This window comes from Kitasatospora sp. NPDC048545, assembly GCF_040651155.1.
Taxonomy (GTDB): Bacteria; Actinomycetota; Actinomycetes; order Streptomycetales; family Streptomycetaceae; genus Kitasatospora.
This window is the reverse complement of record NZ_JBEZIQ010000039.1, coordinates 1-15,792: the sequence shown is the minus strand read 5'-3', so window position 1 is coordinate 15,792 and position 15,792 is coordinate 1. Positions and strand designations below refer to the sequence as shown.

Annotated in this window: 15 protein-coding genes and 2 pseudogenes; 8 read left to right on the top strand and 9 right to left on the bottom strand. The window is 71.3% G+C overall.

The features are described 5' to 3' along the window. Window positions 1–96: 96 nt before the first annotated feature. Both AB0D10_RS30620 and AB0D10_RS30615 read left to right on the top strand, forming a co-directional pair. The gene (locus AB0D10_RS30620; RefSeq protein WP_360262196.1) at window positions 97–1,086 is read left to right on the top strand and encodes a YhjD/YihY/BrkB family envelope integrity protein; all 990 of its coding nucleotides are present in this window, start codon (window positions 97–99) and stop codon (window positions 1,084–1,086) included. Beyond that, a complete protein-coding gene (locus AB0D10_RS30615) occupies window positions 1,083–2,039 on the top strand; it encodes a TIGR03557 family F420-dependent LLM class oxidoreductase (RefSeq protein ID WP_360262195.1) in 957 nt (318 codons plus the stop codon). The genes AB0D10_RS30620 and AB0D10_RS30615 overlap by 4 nt, the downstream gene beginning before the upstream one ends. Window positions 2,040–2,163: 124 nt before the next feature. Here AB0D10_RS30615 and AB0D10_RS30610 read toward each other — a convergent pair whose 3' ends face one another. Together AB0D10_RS30610 and AB0D10_RS30605 are read right to left on the bottom strand one after the other, a co-directional pair. Continuing rightward, window positions 2,164–2,898, bottom strand: a complete 735-nt coding sequence (locus tag AB0D10_RS30610; RefSeq protein WP_360262194.1) for a class I SAM-dependent methyltransferase — start codon at window positions 2,896–2,898, stop codon at window positions 2,164–2,166. Between the two features lie 11 nt (window positions 2,899–2,909). Then, complete coding sequence (locus AB0D10_RS30605) at window positions 2,910–3,593, bottom strand: HAD family hydrolase (RefSeq protein ID WP_360262193.1); 684 nt, start codon at window positions 3,591–3,593, stop codon at window positions 2,910–2,912. A gap of 474 nt (window positions 3,594–4,067) precedes the next feature. Between AB0D10_RS30605 and AB0D10_RS30600 the strand changes: the two genes are divergently transcribed. Beyond that, complete coding sequence (locus AB0D10_RS30600) at window positions 4,068–4,391, top strand: plasmid stabilization protein (protein ID WP_360262192.1); 324 nt, start codon at window positions 4,068–4,070, stop codon at window positions 4,389–4,391. 884 nt (window positions 4,392–5,275) lie between these two features. On the opposite strand, the pseudogene AB0D10_RS30595 reads toward AB0D10_RS30600, so the two are convergent. The 7 genes and pseudogenes from AB0D10_RS30595 to AB0D10_RS30565 form a co-directional block, all read right to left on the bottom strand. Next, window positions 5,276–5,456: pseudogene (locus AB0D10_RS30595) on the bottom strand (helix-turn-helix domain-containing protein); the annotation flags it as partial. Window positions 5,457–5,512: 56 nt separating this feature from the next. Further along, the gene (locus AB0D10_RS30590; RefSeq protein WP_360262265.1) at window positions 5,513–7,114 is read right to left on the bottom strand and encodes a CYTH and CHAD domain-containing protein; all 1,602 of its coding nucleotides are present in this window, start codon (window positions 7,112–7,114) and stop codon (window positions 5,513–5,515) included. 498 nt (window positions 7,115–7,612) lie between these two features. Beyond that, window positions 7,613–7,924: pseudogene (locus AB0D10_RS30585) on the bottom strand (SsgA family sporulation/cell division regulator); the annotation flags it as partial. A 407-nt stretch (window positions 7,925–8,331) separates the two neighbouring features. Then, the gene (locus AB0D10_RS30580) at window positions 8,332–8,949 is read right to left on the bottom strand and encodes a hypothetical protein (RefSeq protein WP_360262191.1); all 618 of its coding nucleotides are present in this window, start codon (window positions 8,947–8,949) and stop codon (window positions 8,332–8,334) included. Continuing rightward, the gene (locus AB0D10_RS30575; protein WP_360262190.1) at window positions 8,946–10,178 is read right to left on the bottom strand and encodes an MAB_1171c family putative transporter; all 1,233 of its coding nucleotides are present in this window, start codon (window positions 10,176–10,178) and stop codon (window positions 8,946–8,948) included. Before AB0D10_RS30575 ends, AB0D10_RS30580 begins: the two co-directional genes overlap by 4 nt. A gap of 6 nt (window positions 10,179–10,184) precedes the next feature. Next, window positions 10,185–10,763 carry a hypothetical protein gene (locus tag AB0D10_RS30570; protein WP_360262189.1) on the bottom strand — a complete coding sequence of 193 codons (579 nt, stop codon included), beginning with the start codon at window positions 10,761–10,763 and terminating at the stop codon, window positions 10,185–10,187. A gap of 250 nt (window positions 10,764–11,013) precedes the next feature. Then, the gene (locus tag AB0D10_RS30565; RefSeq protein ID WP_360262188.1) at window positions 11,014–11,466 is read right to left on the bottom strand and encodes a transcriptional regulator; all 453 of its coding nucleotides are present in this window, start codon (window positions 11,464–11,466) and stop codon (window positions 11,014–11,016) included. A 437-nt stretch (window positions 11,467–11,903) separates the two neighbouring features. On the opposite strand from AB0D10_RS30565, the gene AB0D10_RS30560 reads away from it, so the two are divergent. The 5 genes from AB0D10_RS30560 to AB0D10_RS30540 all read left to right on the top strand — a co-directional run bounded on the left by AB0D10_RS30560 (window position 11,904) and on the right by AB0D10_RS30540 (window position 15,637). Continuing rightward, the gene (locus tag AB0D10_RS30560; protein ID WP_360262187.1) at window positions 11,904–12,953 is read left to right on the top strand and encodes a hypothetical protein; all 1,050 of its coding nucleotides are present in this window, start codon (window positions 11,904–11,906) and stop codon (window positions 12,951–12,953) included. After that, window positions 12,953–13,660, top strand: a complete 708-nt coding sequence (locus AB0D10_RS30555) for an ATP-binding protein (protein ID WP_360262186.1) — start codon at window positions 12,953–12,955, stop codon at window positions 13,658–13,660. The genes AB0D10_RS30560 and AB0D10_RS30555 overlap by 1 nt, the downstream gene beginning before the upstream one ends. A 109-nt stretch (window positions 13,661–13,769) precedes the next feature. After that, the gene (locus tag AB0D10_RS30550; RefSeq protein ID WP_360262185.1) at window positions 13,770–14,336 is read left to right on the top strand and encodes a WhiB family transcriptional regulator; all 567 of its coding nucleotides are present in this window, start codon (window positions 13,770–13,772) and stop codon (window positions 14,334–14,336) included. Then, on the top strand, window positions 14,333–15,328 hold the full coding sequence (locus AB0D10_RS30545; protein WP_360262184.1) for a DUF2637 domain-containing protein: 996 nt from the start codon (window positions 14,333–14,335) through the stop codon (window positions 15,326–15,328). The genes AB0D10_RS30550 and AB0D10_RS30545 overlap by 4 nt, the downstream gene beginning before the upstream one ends. A gap of 84 nt (window positions 15,329–15,412) precedes the next feature. Continuing rightward, a complete protein-coding gene (locus tag AB0D10_RS30540; protein WP_360262183.1) occupies window positions 15,413–15,637 on the top strand; it encodes a hypothetical protein in 225 nt (74 codons plus the stop codon). Window positions 15,638–15,792: the final 155 nt, after the last annotated feature.

The window sequence follows — 15,792 nt, the reverse complement described above, 5'->3', positions numbered from 1 at the left end:
CCGTCCGAGGCACCCCGGTCGGCCGTTGCCGTACAGCTGGAGCCGCAGCGACGACCGCGTGGCCCAGGAATTCCAGTCGTCGGAAGCAGGGAACCCATGTCCACGGACGACGGACCGGCTGCCCATCCCGGCTCGGAGACCGGCCCGGAGGGCTCGGACTCCATCCAGGGCGCACTGCCGGCATTCGGGCGGCACATGTGGGCCTGCTGCCGCCGGGCGGAGATCCTGGAGCGCTCCATGGCGTTCGCCGCGCTCTGCTTCGTCACACTCGTCCCGCTGCTCATCGTCATCGCCGCCGCCTCCTCGAACCGTGGCAACGGCATCGCGGACTGGATCACCAACGGTCTGGGGCTACCCCAGCGCGCCGCCAAACGGGTGAAGGAGCTGTTCGTGGCTCCCGGCCAGGTCCTGAGCACCACGACGGCTCTCGGGCTGGCGGCGCTCGCCGTCTTCGGGGTCACGATGATGGCGTCCCTCCAGCGCGCCTACGAGCGTGTCTGGGACCTGCGAAGCGCGCACTGGCTGAGCGCGTGGCGCCAGGTCCTGGCCCTGGCGGGCCTGACCGGGTACGTCGTCCTGGCCGCTTGGTGCAGCACACTGTGGCCGCGTTCGGCGGCCCAGCCCGCGCTGGGCACCACAGCCGGCGTGTCGGGAGGGGTGCTGGTCTTCTGGTGGCTGCCCCGCCTGCTGCTGTCCGGGCGGGTGCGCTGGGCCGCGCTGCTCCCGGGGGCGGTGGCCACCATGGTGTTCCTGGTGGGGCTGCGGATGTTCTCCCGGCTGGTGTTCGCGCCCCTCATCGTGTCCAATGCGCTGTCCTACGGGGCGGTGGGCACGGTCCTGGTCATCCAGTCCTGGTTCGTCGGAGTCGGATTCACCGTCTACCTCGGCGCGGCGCTGGCCCAGACCATCGACCACACCCGCCGGGGGCGGCCGGGGACGAGCGGTGGCGGTGACCGCGCAGGCGGGCAGGGCCGCCCCGGGGCGGACACGCGGCGCGGGCCGGAGCGGCATGACAGCGGCGTGCCGCCTCGGGCACCCGCAGGGAGCAGGGGGAAGAACCAACCGCAGAGGAGCAGGCGCCGATGACCGAATTCGGGTACTTCCTGTCGTGCGAGGAGTTCACGCCGGCGGAGCTGATCTACCAGGCCCGACGGGCTACGCGTGCCGGGTTCACCCGGTTGGCGATCTCCGACCACTTCCATCCCTGGAACGACGCGCAGGGCAACAGCGCGTTCGTGTGGTCGGTGATCGGGGCTCTGTCCCAGGTCGTGGGCATGCCGGTCACGACGCTGGTGACGTGTCCGACGGTGCGCCTGCACCCGGCGGTCACCGCGCAGGCCGCCGCGACGTCCAGCGTCCTGCTCGGCGGGCGCTTCGCGCTGGGTGTCGGCACGGGCGAGGCCCTGAACGAGCATGTCCTCGGCGACCGGTGGCCGTCCTTCGAGGAACGCGCGGACATGCTGACGGAGGCCGTGGAGGTGATGCGCAAGCTGTTCACCGGCGACCTGGTCAACCATCGCGGGCGGCACTACACGGTCGACAACGCCCGTCTCTACACCGCCCCTGACGGCCCGCTGCCGGTCCTCGTGTCGGGCTTCGGCCCGAAGGCCGCCGAACTGGCCGGGCGGATCGGCGACGGATTCGTCACGATGACGCCGGACGCGGACCTGGTGGGCGCGTTCCGTGAGGGCGGAGGCAAGGGCAAGGCGGTGGTGGGCGGGGTGAAGGTGTGCTGGGGCAGGGACCGCGAGGAGGCCGTCGACACGGTGCACCGGCTGTGGCCGACCGAACTGCTGCCCGGGGAGCTCGCCCAACTCCTTCCGACCCCGGCGCACTTCGAGCAGGCCTCCGAGCTGGTCACACGCGAGCAGGTGGCGCGGGCGGTCACCTGCGGGGACGATGTGGAGGAGCACGCGGAGACGGTGCGCGCCTATGCGCGGGCCGGATTCGACGAGGTGTACGTCGGGCAGGTGGGCCCCGACCAGGGCGCCTTCTTCGATGCCTACCGCGAGCTGGTCCTGCCCACCCTCGGCTACTGAGTCGAAACCGGTGCCGGGCCCTCACCGTCCGAGGTCGCGTGCCCGGTGCGGGCACCGGTGCGCGGCGCCCCGGCGGCCGCCGACAGCAGCGGGAACCAGAGCCACCCGGGGCCGTCCGTCCGCCTCATCGTGACGGCCGGTACGCGGCCATCAGATCGGGACCGGGGGCCTGCACCACGTGCAGACCCCCGGCTTCGAGCTCCGCTCCGATCTGCCGCGCCCCGGCCGGCCACATGCGAAACACCTCCCGCTCCTCGCGCAGCACGCGCCCGTCGCGCTCACAGCGGTAGGTGAAGACCACCCGCACGACGCCCCTGTCCCTCGCGCGCGTGATGCGGGCCGAGTAGAGGTCGGGGCCCACCCGGACCGGGCCGAGCCGGCCGCCGCCCCCGCACCCGGAGGGCAGGTCCGCGGGTGGCGGGGCGAAGAGCAGTAGCCCGCCCGGAACCAGGGCCCGACGGACCGCGGGCCACACGGCGCGGCGGACGGCGGGGGAGAGGCAGGCGATGACGTTCGAGGCCACCGCCAGGTCCGCCACCTCGTGCAGGCCGGCGGCCTCGACGGGTTCGGGGTGCAAGGTCAGGCGGGCGCGCCGGTCGGCGCCCAGGGCGGCCACACGGGTCAGCAGGCCGGTGCGCATCGCTGCGGAGGGCTCGACGGCGTGGACGGGCGCGGTGCCCGCGTCCAGCAGGACTTCGGTGACGATGCCGGTGCCCGCGCCGATGTCGAGGATCCCGTGCCGGGCACCGCGGGCGGCTTCGGCGAACCACCGCCGCGCCCGGCGGCGATCGGTCTCGGCCTGGAGCAGGTCGTAGAACTCGGCCGAGACCGTGTACGCCCCGTCGGATGTGCCGTCCACGTGAGCGTGTTCTACCGGGACCCGGCGTAGCGGCTCGGGTCGGCGAGCGCGCTGGCGTCGAGGCCGGTCAGGAGATCGGCGACCGTGGTGTGGACCTCGAGGGCGCCGGCCGCGCGCAGCGCCCGCTCGCCGAAGCCGCCGGACAGCACGGCGATGCGGGGCACCTCGGCCTGGGCGGCGGCCTGCACGTCCCACGGGGTGTCGCCGACGAACAGCGCCTGCCCGGCTTCGGCACGGGCCTTGTCGAGGGCGGCGTGAACGAGATCGGGGGCTGGCTTGCCGGCGTCCACGTCGTCCGCGCTGGTGGCGGCGTCGATGACCTCGTCAGCGTCCAGGACCCGGCGCATCACCGCCAGGTCGCGACCGGAGGCGGACGAGGCCAGGACGATCCGCCAGCCACGCCGGTTCAGTTCCCGCAGCAGGTCCGCGGCGCCGTCGAAGGCCCGCAGTCCGGGCCACAGGCGGGCGAACAGGGCCTGGTGAGCCGTACTGACGGCGTCGTCCTCACCGCGGTCGCGGTCCTCGCCGAGCACGTGGTCCAAGAGCTGGTCGCCGCCCATGCCGATCGCCCCGTGGATGCGAGCCATCGCCGGATAGTGGCCGAACTGGGCGAGGGCCTCGGTCCAGGCGACCGTGTGCCAGTAGCTGGTGTCCAGCAGGGTTCCGTCGACATCGAACAGCGCTGTGGCCGGCATCAGCCGCCTCCTCGTCACCGAAGTCCGAACGGTCCGACGCTACGGCCCCCAGGCCGCGCCCGCACGCACCACCGCACCCGATCGCCCGTTTACGGTCGCGGATCCGGGAAAGCCGCGCCCCATGACGAATCACGCCAACGCCGCGAACCGCACCGTCGTCGTGACCGGCGCGAGCGGAGGGATCGGGCGCGCCTGCGGGCTGGCGTTCGCCGCCCGGGGCGACCGGCTCGCCCTGATCGCCAATGCGGTAGTCCCGGGCCTGCTGGACCGCTACCCGGCCCGCACCGGGTGCGGCTCCCAGCAGACCGACGAACGGCAGCCCACCGGTGACCCGGGAAACCTCTTCACCCCGGTGGGCACCCTGCGGGACTTCGGGGCGCACGGCCGCTTCGACGGCCGGGCCCATTCGCAGGATTCGTTTCACGGATGCGGGACACCCGCCTCCAGCAGTCACAAGGTCAGGAGTCAGCGGCCATGCCCGCTGGTTCGAACAAGAAGCGAGAACGTCAGTACGAGCACATCAAGGACAGTGTGCTGGATCGCGGCGAGAGCGAGAAGCGCGCCGAGGAGATCGCGGCCCGCACGGTGAACAAGGAACGTGCCCGGCACGGGGAGTCGAAGACCGCCAGCCGCAGCTCGCTCGACGACATCTCGTCCTCCCGGCGCGGCGGGCAGCGTTCGCACAGCGGCCCGCAGGGCCCCACCAAGGAGCAGCTGTACAACGAGGCCAAGAAGCGCAACATCCACGGCCGTTCGACGATGAACAAGAAGGAACTCGAACACGCTCTCGGCCGCTAGGAGCAGCACTCATGGGCACCGTTCCCGTCCCGCCCGACCCCGACACCACCCCGGTGCCGCCGCCCCCACCGCCAGCGCCGCCCGGGCCGCCGGAGCCCGTCGAGCCCCCCGGTCCTCCCGGACCGGTCGAGCCGCCTGCACCTCCCGGTCCGCCCGCTCCAGAACCCGAGCCGCCCCGTCCGGCGCCCGGGCCGCCGCCACCACCCCGGTGAATCCGAGCCCGCGCGCTGACGGGCCCTCACCCGGTCGACCACGGGCAGCACGAGCAGACGGAGGAGGGAAGGGTGCGCGCGGGGATCGAGATCACGGCGTCGGCCGTGCTCGGCGATCGCGAACCGCCGCTCGCGCACCCGCAGCCTTGTCAGGCCTTCTCTGCCCTTCGAGTTGACCGCATCCGGCGGCCGGCGAACAACGAATGCCGATCGTCTGCGCGGGACCGGCCCGACTGTGCGCCACGACGACAACCCCGGATCTGTACGGCCCTCGCCGGTTTCGCGCGGGGTCCGCGTGGTCCGGCGGCCGCGCGGGTGGCCTCCCTCGGGCTCGGGACGCGGACCGACAGCGTGACGTGACTCCTCCGCCTGTCCCGTTCACGGCGGGACCTGGTCGGGCGGTCTCGGGATGCGGCACGGCGTTCCGTACCTGACGCGGCCACTGAGCCGCCGTGGGCGACGTAGATGACGCCGACTGTTGCGGCTCCTCGGCGATCTTCAGGCGGAGTGCCTGGCGTCGATCTCGGGTAGCGGTGGGGTTCGCGGGTTCGGACGGTGTGGTTCGGATGGTTGCAGTTGGCGAGGGGGAGCTGTCACGGCGGTCCGAAGTGCGTCTCGATCTTCTGCCCGGAAGGCGTTGGTCGGGGTGAGGCACGGGTGGACGTTGTTGTTCTCGTTGAACCGGTGGATCACGTCCCGCACCGTGTCTTCGTCGGCCTGCACCAGCTGGGCGGTCACCGGGCCCGGTTCTCGCCGGCCGAGGCCAGCAGCACCGCCGCCCGCCGGAAGCGCACCGGGCTGGTGCTGCCCCGCCGCACGATCCGCTGTAACTGCTGTCCTCCTGATCGGTCAGCCTCCGGACTTCGACCCGCTCCGCGACCGTGCCTCCTCACGCCGGTCGGCCGCAGGTCAGGGCAGGCGGCTGAGTTTGCGCCGGGCGGCCCGGTGGCGCAGCTTCGGAAGTCGTCGCTGTGCGGCCTCCGCGATGTGGCGATGGTGTTCGTGGAGCAGGCCGTAGGCGAAGGCGTGCCGTCGGCCGGCCCTGTCCCCGCTCGTGGTGAGGGCGATCAGTTCGTGGCGGGCCACCACGCTGTCCTGATGGGTGCCGAGGACCTTGTGGAGCTTCTTCATCCGGGCGCCGAACCTCGCCACCCGCTTCGCCCGGTCCCGCGGGAGGTGTGGTTGGGCGTGGTCCGCGGTGTACCGGGCACGTTTGGCGGCCTTGCGGGCGTCGTGCAGCGCCCGGTCGCGGTCCGGGCCCGGGGCGGTGTGCAGCGCGTGGTCGAGGCGTTCGACGGTCCGGCGCTGCTCGTGCCGCAGGACATCGGACAGGTACCGGCGGGCCTTCCGATCGGCGCGGCCGCGCAGGGGCGGGTCGGCGGCGAAGGCGTCGAGTCGTTCCAGCAGGGTGAAGTAGCGGGTGCCGTCGAGTTCGGCGACGGCCTGCCGCCAGGCGCTGCGGTAGCCGCAGGCGTACCGCTCGGTGAGCTGGCCGCGGAGCTCGCCCCCGTGCTGCCCGGCGGGTACCGCGTCCAGCCCGTCGACCAGCAGCTCGCCGAGCACCTCCTGGTCGCGGGCCCGCCCGAGCAGCCGCCCGAGCCTGCGCAGTTCGACCTCCAGTGGTTCGGTCTGCCTGCGGTCGAAGAGCCGTTTGTGGGCCTTGAGCTGGCTCCGCAGCCGGCGTGCGGTGACCCGCATGCGGTGGACCGAGTCCTCCTCGCCCGTGCGGACGGCGGCGTCGAGGGCCAGGAGCGCCCCGAGCTGGGCGCGGAACCCGGCCATGACGAGGGCACCGGCGGTTCCGGGTGCCGGACCGGACGGGGACCCACCCCCGGAGGCGGGGGCCTCGTCGAGCGCCTGGGAGAGCTTCGAGGGCCAGGGCGAGCGGGTCAGGCCACCGTCGGTGAACACGGCCTCGATCCGGTCCAGGAGCGCCGGCGTGCCGTGGTCCAGCTCGACCTCGAACTCCGTCCACGTCCGGACGTCCGTGCTCGTCCCGGCAGACGGGTCCGTCCCGCCCGGTCCTGTGGGTCGAGTGCTTGCCGGGACGGGGCCGGCGCGGTCCGCGTCGAGGACCTGCGCCGCGACCCGGTCCTCGGTGACCTCCGCGAGTGTGTTCCCCCCGCCGTCGCACAGCCGTAGCCGGGACCGGTGGGTGCGCAGGTGGGCCACCGGGGAGAGCGCGGTGCCGCGGGTGAAGGCGGCCACGCGCTCGGCGAGCTCGGCCGGGACGTCACGGGGGCCGCCGGTGCCCACCGGCAACCGGACCTCCTGGCGTTCGTCCTCGGTACGCGGCAGCTTGAGGTGCCAGCCGGCGTCGTCGCCTCCGGTGCGCCGGCGCAGGGTGATGTGTCGGTGCAGGAGACGCAGGTCCGGGGTGTCGTAGTAGACGGCGTCGAGTTCCTGGGGAGCAGCAGGTCGGGCGGTCCTGACGCCCTCCACCCGGTCGAGCTTCGGCGGGAGCGCGGCCCCGCCGTACTTGCGTTCCGCTTCCACCTGATGTGTGTCCATGTCCTGCGGGTGCCCGTGACGGCCGGGGTCATGTACGGCGCGTGCCGGTCGCTTGGTCGCGGCGGGCCCGGCCGGGTGTTCGTGGGCGGTTCGGCGGGAGGCGCGGTGCCACCGTGCGCGCGACGCGGGAACGTGAGGAGACGCTCGTGGCCGTGGGTGCCACCGGCGTGCGGTGCAGGCGTGCACGGATCGGGCTCCGTCGGTCGTGGCTGCCCGGGCCGGAGGGGTGGAAACGCGGCGGGTAAGGATGCTCGGGCCCCTCGACGGCCGGGACCGGCCGCGGTCCCTGTTTCCGAGGCCGGCAGCCGGGCAGCCGTCCGGCACGTTCTCGTGCGGGGCGTGAGCGGCCTGGACACGGCGGGCCGCAGCCTCGCCGCGGCGTGCGCTCAGGAGGCGGGGGAGCCCCCGCGGTCGAGCAGCAGGGCGATGCACCCGTCCCGTCAGGAACCCGGCGATGTCATCCCTCCGGACGCGGAGCAGGGCCACCGCCCCGCCGCCGTCACCGAGGGCGAGGTGGACGTGCCGGGAGTCCGCGGGTTCGACGCGGACGTCGCCCGCGCCGCTGCGGGCCACCAGGCCCGCCGCCAGCAGGTCTCGGGTGAACACCCGCCGAGCACGCGGCTGAGATAGCGGTCGATCTGCTGGGGTTGGTCGGTTCGCGCCGCGGCGTGGACCTCGGCAGCCGGGACCGGTACGACGGCGAACAGGATGCCGGCGGGCAGCAGGGCCAGGCCAGCGACGCCCGGGCGACCCGGACCTGCTTCCGCCCGCCGATGCGATCCTGTTCGCCTCCGCCACGATGAACAGCATCAACAGCCTGGCCCAAGGCATCACGACCTCCTGGGTCATAGGGTTCGCGGCCGAGGCGATCGCCAAGGGCATTCCGCTGACGGTGATGCCGTGTACGAACACCGCTCTCACCGGGCACCCCCAGTTCCCGAGGAGCGTCGCCACCCTGCGCGAGGCCGGCGTTCGGTACTGCTCGGCGAAGGAGGCTTCGTCCCGAACGCCCCTGGCCAGGGACGACCGGAGGCGTACCCGTGGGAGGTGGCTCTCACGGTGGTCGAGGAGTCGATCCGGCGGTGATCCTCTGACCGTGGCTCTCTGTCACCCGAGCTCGTGGCGCCCCCAGTGGTAGGTGTCCGGTGATGCGTCGGCGGACGACGGCAGCGCCCGGGGCGGCAGAGCTGCCAGGACTCGGTGCGCGGGCGTTGTTCTCAGCGAAGAAGCACGAACGCCAGCGCTGACGTTCCGCCCAGGGCGGTGCCGGCGAGGATCTGCCCGATGGTGTGTGCCTTGAGGACCGTGCGGGACCAGCCTATGGCGGCCGCGCCGAGGGCTGTGGGGAGCATCCAGGGGCCGAAGACCAGCAGAAGGATCATGACGGTTCCGCCGGCGACCGAGTTGTGGATCGAGATCTGCCAACCGGTGGTGACCAGCAGGGAGGAGACGAGCCCGACGAGCATGGCGACCACCAGCGCGGAGACGTCGGCGGGGGCGCCCAGGACGTACAGCAGGATGATGCCGGCGACGACGGAGACGAGGCTGAGGGTCATCGGTACGACCCGCTGTCGACGGACCCGGATGTGCTTGTCGGTCAGGCCTCCGCGCTTGACCCCGAGCAGCACGATGCTGATGGGGATGACACCGCAGAACAGGGCGGCCACCAGTCCCCAGCCGAGGCCGGACCAGGACTGAGTGCTGTGCCAGCCCACGAGCAGGAGGAGTGCAGTGACCAGGTTGGCCGGAGCGAGGACGTCCGTGATGATCTTGGCGGTCTTCTGGATCGGGGTGCAGTCCGAGAAGGCCGGTGGTGCGGGTGGTGCAAAGGTCACGGGGTGGCTCCAGCAGAGAGGGGACGGGTGCTGCCGAGCCGCTCAAGGTGGTCTCGGGCGAAGGTGCAGGCGATGTCGGTGAAGTAGGCGTCGGACAGCGCGAGGAGAAGGCGGACCTCGGTGTCGAGATCGCTTCCTGCCTGTTCCGGTACCTCGGGACTGCCTGATCGGGCGAGGCCGGCGGTGTGGGCCTCGCGGGCGGCCCGCAGCCAGCACGCGTCCGCAGCCGTGACCGCAGTCGGGCCGGTGAGTCCTGCGTCCTCGACGTGGTCTGCGGCGCGCAGCCGCAGGGACGTCGGTGCGTGGCCGTTCAGTATCAGCATGGCGTCGCGGATCTCGATGGTGCGTCGGTACAGGCGGTCTCGAACGCCGCGGACGTCGAGGGCGTCGCGGATCCGGTGCCGCTTGTGCCGGTACCGGACGTGCGGAACGGCCTCGCTGAGGTGTTCCCACAGTGGGTAGAGCTCGGTCAGGTGGCGGTATCGACGGACGGCAGCCCTCGCCTTGGGGTAGGTGGGCATGGTGCTACCGACGGAGATCAGGAGCAGCGGCACGAGGGCGAGCAGACCGTTCAATGCGATGTCCGTCGCTGCCGGCACCGGGTGGAGGTCGAACCGGGCGAAGAAGAGCATGGAGGCTCGGTGCGCCGCATAGACGATTCCGATGCTCGTGCCGAGGCAGATCAGCCCCAGGCCCCGGTGGAGCAACAGGGGTCCCGGTCCGCGAGACCACTGCCACGAGAGCCGTGAGGCCGTCAGCATGGCCCAGCCGAAGTACGTCGTCCACAGCAGGACGTAGGCCAGTACCAGGGAGTCGTGGGGGTAGGCGGTCATCAGGTCGAGTGCTTCGTCGGGCCGGTCGGCCAGTGCGAACAGCGTGACCATCACAGTGAGCGTGGCCAGCGGGATGACGACTCCGGCGCGCATCCGCCCCTTTCGGTTCGCAACGGTGGTCGGCCGTGAAGTCGCCGCCGCGTCGGCCAGGAATTCCAGGACGAAAGCCGCAGCGCTAACCGCGGCCGCATGCTTCAGCAATGCGGAGAAGCTGTGGATTCCGAAGGTCCTGTCGAGCCACCTCGAAGCGCTGTCGGTGGAGAAGCACATCTCGCAGGCGAGCACGAAGAAGGCTGCCCACAGTGACCGCTTATCGGTGTTCCGCCAAGCACCTGGCGCCCGCCATATCGTGATCGCCCAGAGAGCGATGCACACGCTCAGATTGATTACAGTCATGTCCGGCTACTCGGTCAGTGCTTTCAGAAGATGACTTGACAGGGGGTCAGTGGGGCGCTGCGCGGCTTCCTCCGTCTGGCGAATTCTGCGTGCGAGCACGCCGGCAAGCCCCTCCGCCGCCTTTTCGTCAGCGTGCGTGTAACTCGTGCGGCCGAGAAGGCTGACGATCCGGTTGATCGGAAATCCGGCCCACTCCTCGACGGAGAGGACCTCCGCGAGGCTATGGCGCTGCGCGGCGCTGACGGGCGACGCCTCGTGTGTATCCGTGGGAAGGCAGGAGTGGCCGAGCAGCATGTGGCACAGCTCATGCAGGATGATGTGGGACCGGTGCAGTGGACTCGTCGCGTTCTCCACGAAGATGTGATCCGCCTTTTCCAGCGCGATCCAGGCACCGCAGGGCGCCTTGCTCGATGAGCCTTCGTGTTCTATCGCGTGAATGTGGATCGGCCGCTCGCGGGCGCCGGCGATGCTGTCGCACAGCTTCTCGATGGTGAACGGGAGCGGTATGTCGAGGGTTGCTGCGACGGCGGAGAAGTCAGTGCTTTCCCTGTCATCGTCGCCGCTCTTCCTGCGCCAGTTACGCATGATCCTTTTCCCGCCCTGAATTGCTTCTTCGCTCCCTTTGGCCCGGCGCTGAAAGCATAGGCGAGCGGCGGATCAACCGATTGTGACCGGTGCAACTTTTGAGGTCATGGGACTGCGGAGCGTTATGGCGCGACTCGCGCGGGCGCGAGGGGAACGACGCGGTGGCGATATAGGGCTACTGACAGTGATGCCCTGCGTTATCGAAACGTCATCTGATTTCGAATTAGATGATCAAGCGGGGTGGGTGGCCCTAGTTGTTGCGCGGAGCCTTTTCGTCCTCAAGTCCCTCCAGGGAGCGGGCGCGCTCAATGAACCCGGCAAGGGTGGAGAGGGTCTCCTTGGACAGGCCGTTGGCGCGGAGGGCGAGGTTCCGGACGTCCTCGTCCTTGATCAGCTGCTCCAGGTCCTGCCGGGTGGCCGGCGCATCGCTCGTGGGGGCAGCGGGCTCTTCGTCATCGATGAAGTAGCTCGCCCGCACTTTGAACACCGCGGCGAGGGCCTTCAGCGTCCCTGCCGTCGGATTCCCCTTCGCGCCGCTGCGCAGTTTCTGGATCAGGCTGGCGCTGACGCTCGCCGACGGGTTGCCGGCCGCTGCGGCCCAAGCTGCTGTCAGGTCGGCCACCTCCTGGTTCGTGAACTGTCGCCCGCTGGGGTGTGGGCAGGCCTCGAACAGGCGGTTCAGTCTGGACTGGATCTCTCCCATGGCGTACTCCATCAGGGTGTGGCGTTACACGCACTCTAGTGCGTCCCTGGTGCCGTCGCGCAGGCTGGGCGCACTTTAGTCTCCCCGCCTCGCGTACTTTGGTGTACGTTGATCGCGATGTGACGCACCAAAGTCCGTCTCTGCTGGTCAGCGAGCTGAATGGTGGAGATGGGCGCGCTGCCGAGTCGCAACGTCCGGAAATGCGACCGGCGTCCGGGAGCTACCAACTCCTGGACGCCGGGCCGGCGCCAGGGGCGCCAATTCGCTACCGCGCGAGCAGCGGGACTTCTTTGCACGAGAGACCGCCCGCGCGCTCCTACGAACCACGGAGTATCGCATGTCTGCCAAACCGAACGGAACCCACGACGACCCGGCGACGAGCCCGAGCCGGCCACGGCCCGGCGTCGGCACCGTAGAGTCCGCCCGGGGCTACTGACGTGGCGCGCATACGCTCGATCAAGCCGGAGACCTGGGTCAGCGAGACCCTCGCTGAAGTCTCCATCCCGGCGATGGTCACTTTCCTCGGGATGACCAACCACGCCGACGACCACGGCCGCCACCGCGACAACGCGGCGATCGTCTACGGCGTCATCTGGCCGATGCGTGACGAGATTGGCAGGGCGGACGTCGAGGAACACCTCAGGCAGCTCGCCTCCGCCGGTGCCATCTGCCGGTACGTCGGTTGCGACGGCCGGAAGTACTTCCACTACCCGACCTGGCGCAACCACCAGAAGATCGACAAGCCGAGTCTGTCGAGGCTGCCCGCGTGCCCGCACTGCGAGCCGGAGCGGTGCGGCGTCTGCAAGGGCCCCTGCATCCAGCAGGCCGCCCTCGCTGACACTCGAGGGCCCCGACTCGACGATGCCGCGAGCGCTCTCCGAGTGTTCGGCGAAACCTCGGCGAACACTCCGGCAGCCCTCCAGCAGCCGCACGAGTCCTTCCCGGCACCCGCTACGCAGACGGTTCCGTGCACTGCGGAAACGGTCGTCCCGGCAGTCGAGGCCGAGCGCAAGCCGGTTCCGGCCCCTAGGAAAACCGCAGGTCAGAGGGCGTTCGGCGAAGGCTCCCTGAAGGTTCGCCGAACCCTCCCGGAGGCCTCGGCGCCTGGATCTAGGATCTTGGATCCTGGATCTTCTTTCCCTACGGGGCGCGAGGCGCCTGACGCGGACATCGTCTCGGGCGGCCAGCTGATCGGCGAGTACGTCGCCGCCTGCGCCGAGCGTCCGCCGGGCGACGTGCTCGGCCACCTCGGCAAGGTCGTCAAGAAGCTTCTGGACGAGGGCATCGCCGCCGAGCACGTCCGCGCCGGGCTGCGGCGCTTCGCCGAGATCCAGGGCCACCCCTCGCGGCTGCCGAGCCTGGTCAACGACGCCATGAACGCACGAAGCGCCGGTTTGGCGCGACCGGGATTCCGGCCTAACGTGCCCGCTCACCAGGCGTGGACCAACCCGGTCGACGCCGTCGCCGCCTACGCCGAGGAGCTGTGATGCGCACCCACCGCGACCCGCAGACCCTCGCCACCGCGCCCTCGGCGCTCGACCGGATGGCCCGCATCCTCGCGTCCCGGGGCATCGAGCAGCACACGGTCGACGCCCTCCCGGACGCTCCGGAACCCTACTCTCCGGAGGAGGCCCTGTCCGCCGGGCTGCCGCCGCGCTACCGTGAAGCGGTCGCCACGAACCGGCAGGTCCTGGCCTGGGTGCGGCAGGTCGTCGCCGAGGCCACTGCTCCGGGCCTGGGCGCTCGACGCCAGGTCGCCACAGGCCCCAGCCTGCTGATGGCCGGGGTCGTCGGCGCCGGGAAGACCCACGAGGCGTACGGCGCGGTCCGCCGCCTGGTCGAGGCCGGCATCGGTGTGCGCTGGCGCGCCACCACCGCCGCGGACCTCTACGCCGAACTCCGCCCCGGCTCGGACACCGACGCCGAGCGGGTCCTCGCCGCCTACAGCCGGGTGCCGCTGCTAATCCTCGACGACCTCGGCGCCGCCAAGTCGAGCGAGTTCGTCGAAGAGCAGACGTACCGGCTGATCAACCGCCGCTACAACTACATGCTCCCGACCCTGATCACCAGCAACCTGCCGATCAAGGACCTCCGCACCTGCCTCGGTGACCGCGTCACCTCCCGGCTCGCACAGATGACCACCCGGGTCAGCTTCGAGCCGATCGACCGCAGACGCCTCCAGCGTGCCGCCTGAGCCGCCGCCGCGCCCGGCCGCCCCACGGCGAGCCGCCCACCCTTCACCGACCCAGCGCCCTCTCCGCCGACGCCGCCCTGCGCGCGGAGAGCGATCGGAGCAACCCCGCATGACCACCACGACCCGTCCTGTCCGCCACCGCGCACTGGGCGACCAGACCTGGCAGGACCAGGCCGTCTGCATCCCGACCGAGTACAACCCCGTCGACCCCGAAGTCTTCTTCCCCGGCCCGGAGGACACGGCCGCGATCACCACGGCCAAGGCCCTGTGCGCCCAGTGCCCGGCCGCCCGCGCCTGCCTGGACGCCGCTCTGGAGACGGGCGATACCCACGGCATCCGGGGCGGCCTCACCGAGGAGGAGCGCGAACCCCTGCACACCAGGCTCAATGAACGCCTCGACTACAGCCGGGTCAACGCCGTGCTGGCCGGGCGCGACATCCACATCACCCGCGCCGAGCGCCGCGCGGTCGTCCTCGCCGGATACCGCCAGGACGTGCCGGTCGAGCGCCTCGCCTGGCTCCTCAAGATCAGCCCGGAGCACGCCCTCAAGCTCTACCGCGAGACCCGCCGCGCGATCCGCCACCGCCAGATCGCCGAACAGGCCACCCGCACCGCCTCGGCTGACCAGGGCGCCACCGACCAACTGCACCGCGACGACTTCGGGACGGCCGCATGAGCGCCACCACCGCGACCACCCCGAACCCCGCGCACGTCACCGGCTGGGACCGGGCCGTCGTCATCGCCCTCGGCGGCGCGGGCTGCGCGCTCAGCTACGACGCGCTGCAGCAGATGGCCGTTGCCATCCATGTGCGGGGCCTTCTCACCTACGTGTTCCCGCTCGTGATCGACGGCTTCATCGCCTACGGGGTGCGCGCCCTGCTCGTGATGCGGGATGCCCCGCTGCGGGCCCGCATGTACGTCTGGCTGCTCTTCGGCACCGCCACCGGAGCGAGCCTGTGGGCCAACGCCCTGCACGCCGTGCGGCTCAACGAGCAGAGCGCCACCACGGGCCTGCGCCTCGGCGACTCGGTGGTCGCGGTCCTCTCCACCATCGCCCCGCTCGCCCTGGCCGGCGCCGTCCACCTCTACATCCTCATCGCCCGCGGACCGGTCAGCCCCGCCGGCCGGGACGGCAAGGGTGACCGATTGGCCGAGGCCGACCGAGGTCAGGTCACCCCTGACCTCGGTCAGGTCAGCGTCGAGGCCGGTCTGACCGAGCGGCTGGCGGTGCTGACCGGCGCTCAGGGCAGCGGGCGTCACCCCGGTGCAGAGCGGCCGGTCGGCCGCCGGGCCACCGCAGCCGGTGGTCAGTCGGCGCTGACCCCGGTCAGCGCGGTCAGTCTGGGCAAACCCTCTGACCTGAGCGGTCAACCGGTCACGGGCCGACCGGTGGACAACATGCCGGTCACCACCGCGACGGTCAGCCTCGCCGAGGTGACCGACCCGCCGGTCACTGACCGGGACAGTGACCGCCGTCCTGACCTGGACACCGATGACCTGCTGGCCATCGCACGGCAGGCTTCGCCGGAGAACGGCAGGCTGACCCGCAAGGTGGTCGCCGAAGCGATCCGAGGTCAGAAGATCCCCCTGTCCAGCGCCACGCTGACCGACCTGATGGCCCAGCTCCGGCCGCAACCCGGTCAGCCGGTCACCACCGACCGGAACTGACCGACACCCGAGCACCGGGGTGACCGACCAGGTCACCCCGGCCGGTCACCTGCCCGCACCACCACCATCCGGGAGCACCCCACCATGCGCACCACCCCCGCCACCTGGGCCGAGGCGGACTCCTGGCTCGCCGTCCTCACCCAGCGCGGACACCTCGACCGCGTCGAGACCAACCCGGACGGTGCCCGCAGCATCCAGCGCGGCCCGAACTCCCGCCCCTGGACCCTCCACCATCCCGTCCTCGCCCTCGACTTCGTCGAGGACCTCCTCCTCGACGTCCGCCAGCGCGACAGCGAGGCGAGCCGGTGACCGCCTCCGACCAGGACGGCACCACGCAGGCACCGGAAAGTGACCGTGATCAGGCTCCTGGCGGAGCAAGTTGTGGGGTAAGGAGTCCTTACCCCACCTGCGCCCCGAAGGGGGCGCAGGCACCCCGGTCGGTGGCAGACCCAGGGGGGCCTGCC